Source organism: Gallaecimonas pentaromativorans (assembly GCF_003751625.1).
GTDB classification, from domain to species: domain Bacteria; phylum Pseudomonadota; class Gammaproteobacteria; order Enterobacterales; family Gallaecimonadaceae; genus Gallaecimonas; species Gallaecimonas pentaromativorans.
The window spans coordinates 274703-287239 of the sequence record NZ_RJUL01000007.1; the positions used below are offsets into that span (position 1 = coordinate 274703).

Below are 12537 nucleotides of genomic sequence, written 5' to 3' on the forward strand. Positions count from 1 at the left end.
TAGGGATCTTCCATGGGTAATATCAGTATCTGGCAATTGCTTATCGTATGCGCCATCGTCGTGCTGCTGTTCGGCACTAAAAAACTGCGCAATATCGGCTCCGATCTCGGCTCGGCGTTCAAAGGCTTTAAAAAAGCCATGAAGGACGACGAGGAAGAAAAGAAACTGGAAGACAAACCTGACGCCCAGTTCAAGGAAGAAAAACAGGAGGAAAAGGCCAAGTCTGACAAGGATAAGGTCTGATGTTCGACATTGGCTTCTGGGAGCTGGTTCTGGTTGGCATCATCGCCCTGGTGGTGCTGGGGCCAGAACGCCTGCCCAGCGCGGCCCGCACCCTGGGGCGCTGGGTTCGCACCGTCAAGGGCATGGCTAACCAAGTGCGTAGCGAACTGGAGCGCGAGCTGGAAGCCCACGAGCTCAACGAGAGCATGAAAAAAGCCGAGCAGATGGGCAAGGACTTGCCCAAAGAGCTGGCCGACACCGTCGATGACATGAAACGCAGCGCCAAGGAAATGCAAAGGCCTTATCAGGATGCCCCCGAGGCCAAAGACGCCAAGGATCCCAAGGACCCATGAGTGATATGCCGTTACTTGCGCACCTTCTGGAGCTGCGCACCCGTATCCTGCGCGCCCTGATCGCAGTGGGTCTGGCACTGGTGGTGATGGCCTACTTTGCCAAAGACCTTTATCACCACCTGGCCTTGCCATTGATCAGCAAGCTGCCCGCCGGCAGCTCGATGATCGCCACCGACGTGGCCTCCCCCTTCTTTGCGCCGTTCAAACTGGCTATGGTGCTGTCGTTTTTTGTGGCCATGCCAGCGGTGCTTTACCAAATCTGGGCCTTTGTGGCGCCGGGGCTTTATAAGCATGAACGGCGGTTGGTAGCGCCCTTGCTGGCGATGAGCAGCCTGCTGTTTTACGCCGGCATTGCCTTTGCCTACTACGTTGTTTTCCCGGTTATTTTTGCCTTTTTCACCTCGGTTGCCCCAGAAGGGGTGACCATCGCCACCGATATCTCCAGTTATTTGGACTTCGTTCTGAAACTGTTTTTTGCATTCGGTGTGGCCTTTGAGATACCCATCGCCGTGGTGCTGCTCTGTTACACTGGCGCGACCGACGTACAGAGCCTCGCCAAAAAGCGCCCTTATATCATCGTAACGGCCTTTACCCTGGGGATGCTGCTTACGCCACCGGATGTGATTTCCCAAACCCTGCTGGCCGTGCCCATGTGGCTGCTGTTCGAGTCCGGGCTGGTGATGGCCAAGCTGGTCAAGCGCCGCCGAGCGCCAGACGAAGAAGAGGATTCTGAATGAAACTGCGTTACCTGCCCCTGTTGGCCCTGGCCTTTGGTGCCAATGCCTCAATCCAGGACAAACTGGCCCAGTGTACCCAACTGAGCGACAACGAGTTGCGGCTGGCTTGCTTTGACGCCCTGGCCAAACAGGTTAAGGCGAACCCCGATATGGCCGCCACCGAGCAAGCCGTGGGCCGCTCTACTGTGATAGCCAAAACCCAGGACCCGGTGGCCAGCTTCGGTATTGAGGAAAAGGTGCAAAATCAGGATGCCCTGCAGAGCATCAACGCCATCGTTACCCAGGTTAACAAAGGCCCCTACGGCAAGCTGGTAGTGGTACTGGATAACGGCCAAATCTGGAAACAAACCGACAGCAGCTATTCCGGCATCAAGGCCGACGACAAAGTCGAGCTGAAAAAAGGTGTGTTCGGCGCCGTTTATCTCAGCAAGGAAGGCGGCCGCACCATCCGGGTAGTACGTAGCAAATGACCCTCTGCGACATCGCCATTAACCTTACCGACAGCGCCTTTGACAGCGACCGGCAGCAAGTGGTGGCCGATGCCGCGGCCCAAGGGGTCAACTACCTGATTTTGACCGGCACCACGGTCGAGCAAAGTACCCAGGCCGCAGATTATGCGGCCTCTTCGCAAAGGGCCTTTGCCACCGCTGGTGTCCACCCCCATTATGCCGACGAAGCTCCTGCCGACTTTATTGCCCGCCTGCGCCAATTAGCCCGGCGCCCAGAGGTGCTGGCCATAGGGGAATGCGGCCTGGATTTTTTCCGCGATTTAAGCCCAAGGGCGGTGCAGGAGCAGGTGTTTGCCGCTCAGCTTGAGCTGGCCGGCGAGCTTGCCATGCCGGTGCTGCTTCACGAGCGAGAGGCCGCCGAGCGCCAGCACGCCATTTTGCGCCAGTTCCGTGACCGCCTGCCCGGCGCCGTGGCCCATTGCTTTACCGGCGATGAGGCCACCCTAAAGCGCTGGCTGGAGCTGGACCTTTATATCGGCATTACCGGCTGGATCTGCGACGAGCGGCGCGGCCAGCACCTGCGCGAGTTGGTGCAGATGATCCCCGACGACAGGCTGTTGGTGGAAACCGACGCCCCCTATCTCATCCCCCGGGATCTCAAGCTCAAAAGCCGCCGCAACGAGCCACAGTATTTGCCCCACATTGTCCGCACCATTGCTGCGTGCCGCCGACAAGACCCACAAACGCTGGCCGCCATGACCTTGGCCAACAGCCAGCGCCTGTTCGGGTTTGCCGGGTAGCAGGTGCCTTATTCAGGAGTATCGAGAATGATGAACCGCGCGCCTTACCCCAACACCCGCCTGCGCCGCATGCGCAAACACGACTTCACCCGCCGGCTGATGGCCGAGAACCACCTGCGCAGCGACGATTTGATTTTGCCGGTGTTCATTATGGAAGGGGAAGGCAAGCGCGAGGCGGTGCCCTCCATGCCCGGCGTGGAGCGCCTGACCATCGACGAGCTACTCAAGGAAGTGGCCGAGCTGGTGGAACTGGGGGTACCGGTTATCGACCTGTTCCCGGTCACCAACCCGGCGGCCAAGTCGTTGCTGGCCGAAGAGGCTTATAACCCACAAGGCCTCATTCCCCGCGCCATTCGCGCCGTCAAAGCCGCCTTCCCACAAATGGGGGTGATGACCGACGTAGCCCTGGACCCTTACACCACCCACGGCCAGGACGGCATCATCGACGATGATGGTTATGTGCTTAACGACATCACCATCGACATCCTGATCAAGCAGGTGCTTTGCCATGTGGAAGCCGGCGCCGACATCATTTCCCCGTCCGACATGATGGATGGCCGCATCGGCGCCATGCGCCAGGCGCTGGAAGAAGCGGGCCATGTGAACACCAGCATCATGGCCTATTCCGCCAAGTATGCCTCGGCCTACTATGGCCCGTTCCGCGACGCTATCGGCTCTGCCGGCAACCTCAAGGGCGGCAACAAGAAGACCTATCAGCAGGATCCGGCCAACAGCGACGAAGCCCTCCATGAAATCGCCCTGGACCTCGCCGAAGGAGCCGACATGGTGATGGTCAAACCCGGCATGCCCTACCTGGATGTGGTGCGCCGCGTCAAAGACGAGTTCCGGGTACCCACCTTTGCCTATCAGGTGTCCGGCGAGTACGCCATGATCATGGCCGCCGTGCAGAACGGTTGGCTGGCCGAAAAAGAAACCATCATGGAGTCCCTGCTCTGCTTCAAGCGAGCCGGCGCCGATGGCATTCTCACGTACTTCGCCAAACAAGCGGCGAAATGGCTCAAAGAAGCACAGTAAATTCACAAAAATGTCAAAAGCCGGTCATCACCGGCTTTTTTTTCGCCCTTAATTTTTTGTTAAGTCTGACTGGCCAGACTGCAAATTTAAGCTATTGATAAATAGTCAGTTTCAATACTGCGAGGGGCGATGGACGTTTCCGTTATTATTCCGGCCAAGAACGAGGCCGAAAACCTACCCATTCTGCTGAAAGAAGTGGGCCAAGCCCTCGAAAGCGAGCAATTTGAAGTCGTGGTCATTGACGACGGCTCTACCGACAACAGCTGGAACCTGCTGTGTGAGCTGAAAGAAAGCTACCCCTGGTTACGAGCCCTGCGCCTGGGGCAGTCGTCCGGCCAAAGCACCGCCGTCTGGCTGGGCGGCCGCAAAGCCAAGGGCCGGTTTGTGGCCACCATCGACGGCGACGGCCAGAACGACCCTGCCGATATCCCCAACTTGCTAAACCAAGCCCGCCAGGCCGGTGGTGATGTGTGCGTCTGCGGGATCCGTACCCGCCGCAACGACAGCTGGCTCAAAAGAATGTCGTCTAAGATTGCCAACGGCGTGCGCCGCCGCTTATTGAGCGATGGTGTGGTGGATACCGGTTGTGGCCTTAAGCTCCTTAACCGCGAACTGTTCCTGACCCTGCCTTATTTCGACCACATGCATCGCTTTCTGCCCGCTCTTTGTGTGCGCACCGGCGCCAAGGTGCTGAGCGTACCGGTTAACCACAGGGCCCGGGTGGCCGGCACCTCTAAATACGGTCTGCACAACCGGCTCTGGGTGGGCCTGGTGGACATGGCCGGAGTGCGCTGGCTGCAAAAGCGAGCCAAAAAGCCCTTGTTGCAGGAGGAGCTGCAATGACCATTGATTGGTGGCTGCTGCTGGGATTTGCCGGCCAGCTGCTGTTCTCGGCCCGCTTTCTGGTGCAATGGCTGGTGAGTGAAAAAGCCAAGCAGAGCATAGTGCCGACCGCTTTTTGGTACCTGTCTATCGGTGGTTCCAGTTTGTTGCTGGTGTACGCCATTTACCGCAAAGACCCTGTGTTTATCCTCGGCCAGAGCGCTGGCTTCATCATTTACCTTCGCAACCTGCAGCTGATCAAAAAACATGAAGCCAGAAACTGAATATCGCCTCGGATGGCTATTGTTGCTGGTGGTGGTGTTGGCCGGTATCGGCCTGCGCTGGCCCTGGCCTGCCGATGAACCCCGCTTTGCCCTTATCGCCCAGGAAATGGTCAACACCGGCCAGTGGTTGATCCCGCACCGGGTGGGCGAGCTTTATCCCGATAAACCCCCCATCTTCATGTGGGCCATTGCCGTACTGTTGTGGCTGAAGGTCCCCATGAAAATTGCCTTTTTGCTGCCCTCGGCCCTGGCCGGTATAGGCACCGCCTGGCTGACCGTGGACTTGGCCAAACGCCTCCATGGCCCCAGAGTCGCTACCTGGTGCCTGTGGCTGCTGGCCTTCACTATCCAGTTCAGCCTGCAATCGCGGACGGCGCAGATAGATATGCTGCTGGTGTTCTGGGTCACCCTTGGCGGTTACGGTATTGCCCGCCACCTGCTGCTGGGCCCGGCCTGGGGATGGTACTTCCTCGGCTTTGCCGCCGCCGGCTTTGGGGTGATCACCAAAGGGGTGGGGGTTATCGCCCTGTTCCTGCTGCTGCCGCTGATTTGGCGCAGCGATTTGCGCCAGAAAATGGCCAAAAAGGCCTGGCTGGGGCCGCTGGTGCTGATAGCCGCCATCGCTACCTGGGGTCTACCTATGCTGTGGTACGCCGCCCATAGCAGTAACCCCGAAGCGATGGCCTATCGCGACAACATCCTCTTTAACCAGACCGCCAATCGCTACGTCCACTCCCTGGGCCATAAAAAGCCGTTCTGGTATTACGTAGTGGAGGTGGCACCGGTGTTCTGGCTGCCGCTGTCGGTGTTGGCGCCGTTCCTGGTCAAAACCTGGTGGCGCGACAAGGTCAAGCCGGAGATTCTGTTGCCGCTGGTGATGGTGCTGGCTACCGTACTGTTCTTCTCCATCAGCCCCGGTAAGCGCGGGGTGTATATCACGCCGGCGGTGCCATGGCTGACCCTGGCCATCGCGCCTTACCTGGAGCAGCTGCTGAGCCGGGTGTGGCCAAAGCGGTTGTGGATGGCTTTTGCCTGGCTGTTGTCTCTTATCCTCATCGTGGCGGCCTTCCTCCATAAGGTGCTGGAGCAACTGGGCACGCACGGCAGGGTGTTCCTGCTCGGCACCGGTATTGCCATGGCCCTGGCCTTGCTGCTGACCCGCCGCCAATCCCCCATGCACCGCTGGGGTTGGACCCTGGCAGCATTCTGGGCCGGTTACGGCTTCATAGGCGGCCCGGCCCTGGATAGTATCCGCACCCCTAGGGACATCATGGTGGAAGTGGCCAAGCGTATCGGCCCCGACGGCCAACTGGCGCTACTGGATTACAAAGAGCAGTTCGCGCTCTTTGCCGACCGCCCTGTCACCCAGTTCGGTTTCCACGGCCCCATGGACGAGCAGCGTGCCAGCGCCCGTGATTGGGTGCAGCGTGGCCCGCAGTATTACGTGCTAGGGCCGAAGGAGAACATGGAGCAGTGCTTCGAGATGAAGCCTGAGGACAACCTTGGCGAGCGCCATGGCGGCATCTGGTACCTGGTGTCGGCCAAGGAGCTAAAAGCCGGTTGTGAGCCCGGTGTGACCCCCGCGCCGCTCTACAAAGGCCCGGACTACGGTCTTTACCAAAAGCCCTGAGGCACTTCCATAAAAAAGCCCCGCATCTGCGGGGCTTTTTACGAGCGTTTGGTTAGTTGTCGTCAGCCTTGCCCAGCAGGGCGGCTGCCAATTGGCTGGCCAGGCGCTCACGCTCAAGCAGGTAGTAGTGGCCGGTTTCGTCGCTGCGACCGATAAATTCCACACCCAGCACGTTACACAGGGCGTCGGCGTCGCCACGGGAGCCGCGCCAGATCACGCCGTGAATATGGCTGCTGTGGGTGATGCAGTTCATCAGCTTGCGAAGGCAACGCTCCAGTTGGCTGTCACACAGGCCGCCGGCATGGGTAACCAGCAGGTAGCAAGGTGCATTGGCGTCAGGCTGCTGCGAAGCGGTGAGATTCTTGAAGTAATCGGACGCATTGGTGGCAATGGCATCACGGGCCGATTTCTTGATCGGCACCATCACCATATGAGCCAGCAGCAGGTCGTGGTGACGGATCAGCTGATGCGAGATCTGCCCTTCTCGATTCAGCCGCAGGCAGGCCTGGATCATGATATCGCTCTTGTCACAAGAGCCTATCCAAGACTGAAAACGTTCGAACTCTTCGGGATCGTCCTCGCTCATATCGACACCGACCTTCAGATGGTCGGCCACACGATAGCGATAGAAGAAGGCACGCAGCCGCGTCCAGGGCTCGCGCAACAAGAAGGCGTCGGCCAGTTCTTTGGCTTCCTGGTCATCGCTGTCACACAGCGTCTTCAGTGGGTCGTCCCCCACTGCGGCGATGATTTGGGCCTGGCGATATAAAGAAGGAGTTGTTACCCCCCGCTCCCAGCGACTGATGGTCACGGCATCCAGCCTGGCAAAGGCTTCGCGGCGGCAGGACAGGTGGTGGGCAAATTCTTCCTGTGAAAGACCCAGGGTTCGCCGCTTCGCTTTCACAAAAGCGGAAAATTCAAAGTTCATCAACCACCTATTGTGCTTGAAGTTGTCTGGCAGTGGTCGAGGCGCAAGTTTCCCCCCTGGCCCTTGACTTGGTAAATAGCATTGTAGTGACTCCCCTCTATTCCTTTGCCTATTTATTAAGCTCTTGTTATTTAAGAAACGGATGTTAGTCTTTGGGATGTTACTGCTTAATTTAGAGAAACAGCATGCCCCGACTCTGGCTTTTTGTCACCCTGTGTTTTTGCACTGGCTTGGTGCAGGCTGGGGTGTATCAATGCCAGACGGCCGACGGCCGGACCGAGTATCGTGATACCCCCTGCACATCGGGCGTACAACGTATTTATCAAAAAAGTAAGCTGCCTTCCGGCACCCGCACCAAGGTTACACGAACCCAGGAATTTCGCCCCATTATTGGCCAATGGTGTAACTTTGCGACGTCCCTTTCCATGACCGGCACTAAAGACGTAAGCCAACCCAGTTTATGGTCCTTTGGTGAAACCCAACTGAACGTGACTAACAGTGCAATAACAATACTGAGTGATTTCAACCAACAGCAGAGCTTTCTGCAAGTCGAAGATACCCGGTTGGGAAATTACCACCTGATCATGCAAGGTGCCGACAGCATGGTAATGAAAGGGGACTTTGGCTATTACTTTTTCCGCCGTGGAAGCTGCCCGACGGCCAATCCTCCTAAATAATCTTCTTTGGTGACATTTTCAATTGAAGAAACCTTGCCAAAAACTAGGCAGACACCATTCGTTATTGATTCTTTGTCATCCGTTCAGATCCGACCCCTTATTGGCCAATTTGCATTTGATCATTTACCGCTCTTTGCCGTTTTTTAAATAAAGGAAAACGACGCTTTGCGCTGCACCCTTGGGCAGTAAACGCCCTGTTGCCGTGCTACCTTTTAGTGACCGTTTTGAGGTGCCCGGCCCGGATGCTTGCCCAGGGGCTTGGCAATACCCCTTCAAAGCCACCACAAGAACACAACTTTAAAAGTAAAAACAATATGATAGATATCGATCAGTTCCTCACTGTGCTGGCCCGTAACGAAGGCTCCGACCTTTACCTCTCCACCGGGGCGCCACCCTGCGCCAAGTTCCACGGTCAGCTGAAAATGTTGACCAAAGAAGCGCTGCAACCGGGGGAAATCGAAGAGGTGGCCATGGCCATCATGGACACGGAGCAGCAGGAGAAATTCAAGAAAGAGCTGGAGATGAACTTGGCCAGGTCTCTTCCTGGCGTGGGGCGCTTTCGGGTCAATATCTTCAAGCAGCGCAACGAAGTCAGCATCGTTGCCCGCTATATCCGCAACGACATTCCCGATATCGAATCCCTTGGCCTGCCCCCGGTGCTAAAAGAGGTGATCATGGCCAAGCGTGGCCTGGTGCTGTTCGTGGGCGCCACCGGCTCGGGTAAATCCACCTCCCTGGCGGCCCTTATCGACTACCGCAACACCAATGCCAGTGGCCATATCATAACCATCGAAGATCCGGTGGAGTTTGTGCATAAGCACAAGAAAAGCATCATCAACCAACGGGAAGTGGGCACCGACACCCGCAGCTTCCACAGCGCCCTTATCAACACCCTGCGCCAGGCGCCTGACGTTATCCTTATCGGCGAGATTCGTGACCGCGAAACCATGGAGCACGCCATTGCCTTCGCCGAAACCGGCCACCTCTGTATCTCTACCCTGCACGCCAACAACGCTAACCAGGCCCTGGACCGGATCATCAACTTCTTCCCGGAAGAGCGGCGCCCGCAGCTGCTGCTGGATTTGTCTTTGAACCTGCGCTGCTTTGTGTCCCAACGGCTGGTACCGACCGTGGACGGCAAACGCTGCGCCGCCGTCGAAGTGCTGCTGGGCACCTCGACCGTGCAGGACATGGTCAAACGCGGTGACGTGCACGCCATCAAGGAGATCATGCAGAAATCGGAAAACCTCGGTATGCAGACCTTCGACAAGGCCCTGTTCGACCTGCATATAGCCGGCAAGATTGACCTTGACCAAGCCCTTCGTAATGCCGACTCGGTCAACGACCTGCGCCTGAAGGTCAAACTGGCCAAAAACGAGTTGGGTAGCCCCAGCAGCAACAGCGGCTCATCGCCGTTGGAACTGCGCCTGGAAGGGGATCAGGAAGAGGAAGACTAAGCCAAAGGGCCGGCAATGCCGGCCCTTTAACCTTTCAATCGCCGCACGTTGTCAGCCTCGGCTTGCGCCGCCTGGCCGTTGTAGCGGTCGCCGTATTCCAGCCAATGCTCCCTTGGCAGCCGCACCATAAAGAACTTCTCTCGGTGCACATCGCTGACCAGCCCCCAACCGGCGGCGGCCAGTTCAAAATGCACGTCGGTGATGTAATCCATGGTGAAACGCTGCCGTCCGGTGAGCTGCTGGATATCGTCTCGAGTCAGATAGACCCCTTGTGGAGCATGGCCGACCCGACCGGCAAGCCACTGTGCAAACGCCTTGGCACTTTTCATGTGCAGCCCTTTTCTTGGCAACGTCATGACTTTGTTATAGCAAAGTGTGCTTAGGCGTAATCCAGCGTCCAGTTAACCGCTTGAAAGTTTGAGACTTCTTCACCAAGGAGCTGGCTAAGGAGGGGTTTGCCGGCCAGCCAGCCATCGGGCAGGAGCAAATGCAGGTGATGCTGGTTGACCGCCAAGGCCATAGCGTCAGGCAACGGCCCACGGTGGGCACAAAGAAGGATTGCCAACCGCAGTACCATCAGCGGCAAGGAGGCGGCGGCTATTGGGCCTTGTTGCTGGCTAAGCCAAGCGGCCAGGGTTTCCCGGTCCTGCTCGCAAAAGCCAGGCAGGTCGAGGTGGCAAATCAGATAACGGCTGTGCTCGCAGGCTTGTTTGAAACCCACGGCCAGGCCCAGTTCATGAAGCCTGGCCGCAGCCACCACCAGTGCCATCTGCTGCTCGTCCAGGCTGCTGGCACCCAGTTGCATGGCCAGATCTGCCACTTGGCGTCCATGGGCGTCATCTAGGGAAAAACGGGAGCTGATGGCAGCCAGGGTGCGCGCCCTGACATCCACCTCGCCATTGGGGATGAGCCCGTAAAGCACCCCTTCGCGCAGGGCGCCGCCGGAGGCCTCCATGTCGCTCACCGCCAGGGTCTCGAAGATGGCCAGCAGTATGGCAAGGCCAGCGGCAAACACCGGTTTGCGCTCGTCGCTGAGCCCGGGCATGGACAACTGCTCGAGGCGGCCACAGGCAATGGTATCGGCCAGGGTTTGCTTGAGGCGCGCCAGCGTCACGGTTTGGTCTTCACCCCGGGCTATCTGCACTTCCTGCACCGCCTGAACCGAGCCGGAGGCCCCGACGCAATGCTGCCAGCCACGCTGGATGTAGTCGTCCTTAAAGGGCGCCAGGCGCGCTTTGGCGGCTTGGATGGCAGCATCGAACTGCGCCTGGCCCAGCATCCCTTCCGGGAAAAACTTCTGCTGGAAGGTAACGCAGCCCATTTCCAGGCTTTCCAAGCGCTCGGCGGTGAAATCGGTGCCGATCACCAGTTCGGTAGAGGCGCCGCCGATATCCACCACCAGGCGCCGGCCAGTTTGGCCGCTGGTGTGGGCAACCCCTTGATAGATAAGCGCCGCTTCGTCTTCGCCGCTGATCACATCGATGGGGCAGCCGAGGATCTGCTGGCCCTTGGCCAGGAATACATCGGTATTCTTGGCAAACCGCAGGGTCGCGGTGGCCACCACTTTTATTTGGTCGGGGGGAATACCGCCGAGGCGTTCGGCGAACAGAGACAGGCAGTCCCAGCCTCGTTCCATGGCGTCAACGGACAACTGGTATTGATCGTCAAGGCCCGCCGCTAGGCGGACCTTGCGTTTGATCTTGGCCAGGGTCTGTACCTGGCCATGCATGGCGCGCACCACCAGCATGTGGAAGCTGTTTGAGCCGAGATCGATGGCCGCATACAGCGGGCTGGTTTCGCGCACCTTGGCCTCAGTGGGAAGCGTTGCTGCTTCGGCGAGGACCATTGCTGCGGCCACGTCCTCGGCCATTACCACCGCCACTGCGGTTTCCAGGCCGGTCGCGGCCAGCGCGATGCAGACGAAGCGGCGGTTTGAGATCGGTCAGTAGCGCGTCGGAGCGGTACTGGGTCACCGGGATCTCATGGCCGATGTACTCTTCGATGGCTGGCAGGTTAAAGACGTACTCCTCGCAGGCCAGGCTCACGGCGTGGCCGGAGGCGCCGGCGCGGCCGGTACGGCCGATGCGGTGCACGTAGTCTTCGCAGTCGTCAGGCAAATCGAAGTTATAAACGTGGGTCACCGCCGGAATGTGCAGGCCCCGGGCCGCCACGTCGGTGGCTACCAGGAAGTCGAGCTTGCCCTCGGTGAACTCTTCGAGGATTTTGACCCGCTTTTTCTGCGGTACATCGCCGGTCAACAGGCCAACGCGGTGACCATCGGCCGCCAGGTGGCCCCAAACCCGTTCACAGACAATCTTGGTGTTGGCGAAAACGATGGCGCGCTCGGGCCAGTCTTCTTCTATCAAGGTGAGCAGCAGCTTGTACTTGTCTTCCTTGGAAGGGTACAGCAACTCTTCGCTGATGCGGGCGCCGGTCTTCTGGGCCGGCTCCACTTCCACGTGCTCGGGGTTGTCCATGTGCTCGTAGGCCAGCTCCTGCACCTTAAAGGAGAGGGTGGCGGAGAACAGCAGGTTTAGGCGCTGGGTCGGCTCGGGCATACGCCGGAACAGATAGCGGATGTCCTTGATAAAGCCAAGGTCAAACATGCGGTCGGCTTCGTCCAGCACGACCACTTGGATGGCCTTGAGGTCGAACACGCCCTGCTTGAAGTAATCGATGATGCGGCCGGTGGTACCGATCAGGATGTCGATACCGTCTTCGAGCTGCTTGCGCTGGCTGTCGTAGCCCTCGCCACCATAGATTAACCCCATCGTTAATTTCGATTCTCGGGCCATTTCGATGGCATCTTTATGGATCTGAATCGCCAGTTCGCGGGTCGGCGCCATGATAATGGCACGAGGTTGCTGCACTTTTCGATCAGCAGATGCGGGATTATTTAACAAATGGTGGAAGGTGGCGGCGAGGAAGGCAATGGTCTTGCCAGTGCCGGTTTGTGCTTGACCCGCAACGTCTTTTCCCCGCAGTGCGACGGGCAGGGAAAGCGCCTGGATAGGCGTACAATTGTGAAAACCCTTGTCTGAAAGGGCCTTAATTACGGGTTCTGCCAGGCCAAGTTCGCTGAACTTGGTTTCGGTTAAATGCGTCTTTGTCATAGGGTTCCAAGCATATCAGCTTCGGCTTGC

General features: G+C 58.3%; 15 protein-coding genes. 11 read left to right on the plus strand and 4 right to left on the minus strand.

The window, feature by feature from the left end; genetic code table 11:
- Positions 1 to 12: 12 nt before the first annotated feature.
- The 9 genes from tatA to EDC28_RS14410 all read left to right on the plus strand — a co-directional run bounded on the left by tatA (position 13) and on the right by EDC28_RS14410 (position 6332).
- Positions 13 to 243 carry a Sec-independent protein translocase subunit TatA gene (gene tatA / locus EDC28_RS14370; RefSeq protein WP_050659765.1) on the plus strand — a complete coding sequence of 77 codons (231 nt, stop codon included), beginning with the start codon at positions 13 to 15 and terminating at the stop codon, positions 241 to 243.
- Positions 243 to 575, plus strand: coding sequence for a Sec-independent protein translocase protein TatB (gene tatB, locus EDC28_RS14375; RefSeq protein WP_123422063.1), 333 nt, complete (start codon positions 243 to 245; stop codon positions 573 to 575). Before tatA ends, tatB begins: the two co-directional genes overlap by 1 nt.
- Positions 572 to 1312: a twin-arginine translocase subunit TatC gene (gene tatC / locus EDC28_RS14380; RefSeq protein WP_050659763.1), complete on the plus strand. Its 741-nt coding sequence runs from the start codon at positions 572 to 574 to the stop codon at positions 1310 to 1312. Before tatB ends, tatC begins: the two co-directional genes overlap by 4 nt.
- Positions 1309 to 1782, plus strand: a complete 474-nt coding sequence (locus EDC28_RS14385; RefSeq protein ID WP_050659762.1) for a hypothetical protein — start codon at positions 1309 to 1311, stop codon at positions 1780 to 1782. The genes tatC and EDC28_RS14385 overlap by 4 nt, the downstream gene beginning before the upstream one ends.
- Complete coding sequence (locus EDC28_RS14390) at positions 1779 to 2561, plus strand: TatD family hydrolase (protein WP_050659761.1); 783 nt, start codon at positions 1779 to 1781, stop codon at positions 2559 to 2561. Before EDC28_RS14385 ends, EDC28_RS14390 begins: the two co-directional genes overlap by 4 nt.
- A gap of 27 nt (positions 2562 to 2588) precedes the next feature.
- Positions 2589 to 3596 carry a porphobilinogen synthase gene (gene hemB, locus EDC28_RS14395; protein ID WP_417361618.1) on the plus strand — a complete coding sequence of 336 codons (1008 nt, stop codon included), beginning with the start codon at positions 2589 to 2591 and terminating at the stop codon, positions 3594 to 3596.
- A 129-nt stretch (positions 3597 to 3725) separates the two neighbouring features.
- Positions 3726 to 4439 (plus strand): glycosyltransferase family 2 protein, encoded by a 714-nt coding sequence (locus EDC28_RS14400; RefSeq protein ID WP_050659760.1) that lies wholly within the window; start codon positions 3726 to 3728, stop codon positions 4437 to 4439.
- On the plus strand, positions 4436 to 4702 hold the full coding sequence (locus EDC28_RS14405) for a lipid-A-disaccharide synthase N-terminal domain-containing protein (RefSeq protein ID WP_050659759.1): 267 nt from the start codon (positions 4436 to 4438) through the stop codon (positions 4700 to 4702). Before EDC28_RS14400 ends, EDC28_RS14405 begins: the two co-directional genes overlap by 4 nt.
- A complete protein-coding gene (locus EDC28_RS14410) occupies positions 4686 to 6332 on the plus strand; it encodes an ArnT family glycosyltransferase (protein ID WP_123422064.1) in 1647 nt (548 codons plus the stop codon). The genes EDC28_RS14405 and EDC28_RS14410 overlap by 17 nt, the downstream gene beginning before the upstream one ends.
- A gap of 52 nt (positions 6333 to 6384) precedes the next feature.
- Here EDC28_RS14410 and EDC28_RS14415 read toward each other — a convergent pair whose 3' ends face one another.
- Complete coding sequence (locus EDC28_RS14415) at positions 6385 to 7260, minus strand: helix-turn-helix transcriptional regulator (RefSeq protein WP_050659757.1); 876 nt, start codon at positions 7258 to 7260, stop codon at positions 6385 to 6387.
- A 185-nt stretch (positions 7261 to 7445) separates the two neighbouring features.
- On the opposite strand from EDC28_RS14415, the gene EDC28_RS14420 reads away from it, so the two are divergent.
- Together EDC28_RS14420 and EDC28_RS14425 are read left to right on the plus strand one after the other, a co-directional pair.
- Positions 7446 to 7937 carry a DUF4124 domain-containing protein gene (locus EDC28_RS14420; protein WP_050659756.1) on the plus strand — a complete coding sequence of 164 codons (492 nt, stop codon included), beginning with the start codon at positions 7446 to 7448 and terminating at the stop codon, positions 7935 to 7937.
- Between the two features lie 314 nt (positions 7938 to 8251).
- The gene (locus tag EDC28_RS14425) at positions 8252 to 9394 is read left to right on the plus strand and encodes a PilT/PilU family type 4a pilus ATPase (protein WP_336391541.1); all 1143 of its coding nucleotides are present in this window, start codon (positions 8252 to 8254) and stop codon (positions 9392 to 9394) included.
- Between the two features lie 26 nt (positions 9395 to 9420).
- Here EDC28_RS14425 and EDC28_RS14430 read toward each other — a convergent pair whose 3' ends face one another.
- Genes EDC28_RS14430 through rhlB form a run of 3 tightly spaced genes read right to left on the minus strand, consistent with a single transcriptional unit; the run spans position 9421 to position 12507 of the window.
- Positions 9421 to 9723, minus strand: coding sequence for a hypothetical protein (locus EDC28_RS14430; protein WP_050659755.1), 303 nt, complete (start codon positions 9721 to 9723; stop codon positions 9421 to 9423).
- Positions 9724 to 9773: 50 nt separating this feature from the next.
- Positions 9774 to 11198, minus strand: a complete 1425-nt coding sequence (locus tag EDC28_RS14435) for a Ppx/GppA phosphatase family protein (protein WP_123422103.1) — start codon at positions 11196 to 11198, stop codon at positions 9774 to 9776.
- A 7-nt stretch (positions 11199 to 11205) separates the two neighbouring features.
- On the minus strand, positions 11206 to 12507 hold the full coding sequence (rhlB, locus tag EDC28_RS14440) for an ATP-dependent RNA helicase RhlB (protein ID WP_050659754.1): 1302 nt from the start codon (positions 12505 to 12507) through the stop codon (positions 11206 to 11208).
- Between the last annotated feature and the right edge of the window lie 30 nt (positions 12508 to 12537).

Excerpts from the sequence above, each read along its gene's own strand:
- EDC28_RS14420 (WP_050659756.1), top strand. The coding sequence starts at position 7,446 with ATGCCCCGACTCTGGCTTTTTGTCACCCTGTGTTTTTGCACTGGCTTG.
- EDC28_RS14415 (WP_050659757.1), bottom strand. The coding sequence starts at position 7,260 with ATGAACTTTGAATTTTCCGCTTTTGTGAAAGCGAAGCGGCGAACCCTG.
- tatB (WP_123422063.1), top strand. The coding sequence starts at position 243 with ATGTTCGACATTGGCTTCTGGGAGCTGGTTCTGGTTGGCATCATCGCC.
- EDC28_RS14410 (WP_123422064.1), top strand. The coding sequence starts at position 4,686 with ATGAAGCCAGAAACTGAATATCGCCTCGGATGGCTATTGTTGCTGGTG.
- tatA (WP_050659765.1), top strand. The coding sequence starts at position 13 with ATGGGTAATATCAGTATCTGGCAATTGCTTATCGTATGCGCCATCGTC.
- rhlB (WP_050659754.1), bottom strand. The coding sequence starts at position 12,507 with ATGACAAAGACGCATTTAACCGAAACCAAGTTCAGCGAACTTGGCCTG.
- EDC28_RS14425 (WP_336391541.1), top strand. The coding sequence starts at position 8,252 with ATGATAGATATCGATCAGTTCCTCACTGTGCTGGCCCGTAACGAAGGC.
- EDC28_RS14430 (WP_050659755.1), bottom strand. The coding sequence starts at position 9,723 with ATGAAAAGTGCCAAGGCGTTTGCACAGTGGCTTGCCGGTCGGGTCGGC.
- EDC28_RS14385 (WP_050659762.1), top strand. The coding sequence starts at position 1,309 with ATGAAACTGCGTTACCTGCCCCTGTTGGCCCTGGCCTTTGGTGCCAAT.
- EDC28_RS14390 (WP_050659761.1), top strand. The coding sequence starts at position 1,779 with ATGACCCTCTGCGACATCGCCATTAACCTTACCGACAGCGCCTTTGAC.
- EDC28_RS14400 (WP_050659760.1), top strand. The coding sequence starts at position 3,726 with ATGGACGTTTCCGTTATTATTCCGGCCAAGAACGAGGCCGAAAACCTA.
- tatC (WP_050659763.1), top strand. The coding sequence starts at position 572 with ATGAGTGATATGCCGTTACTTGCGCACCTTCTGGAGCTGCGCACCCGT.
- hemB (WP_417361618.1), top strand. The coding sequence starts at position 2,589 with ATGATGAACCGCGCGCCTTACCCCAACACCCGCCTGCGCCGCATGCGC.
- EDC28_RS14405 (WP_050659759.1), top strand. The coding sequence starts at position 4,436 with ATGACCATTGATTGGTGGCTGCTGCTGGGATTTGCCGGCCAGCTGCTG.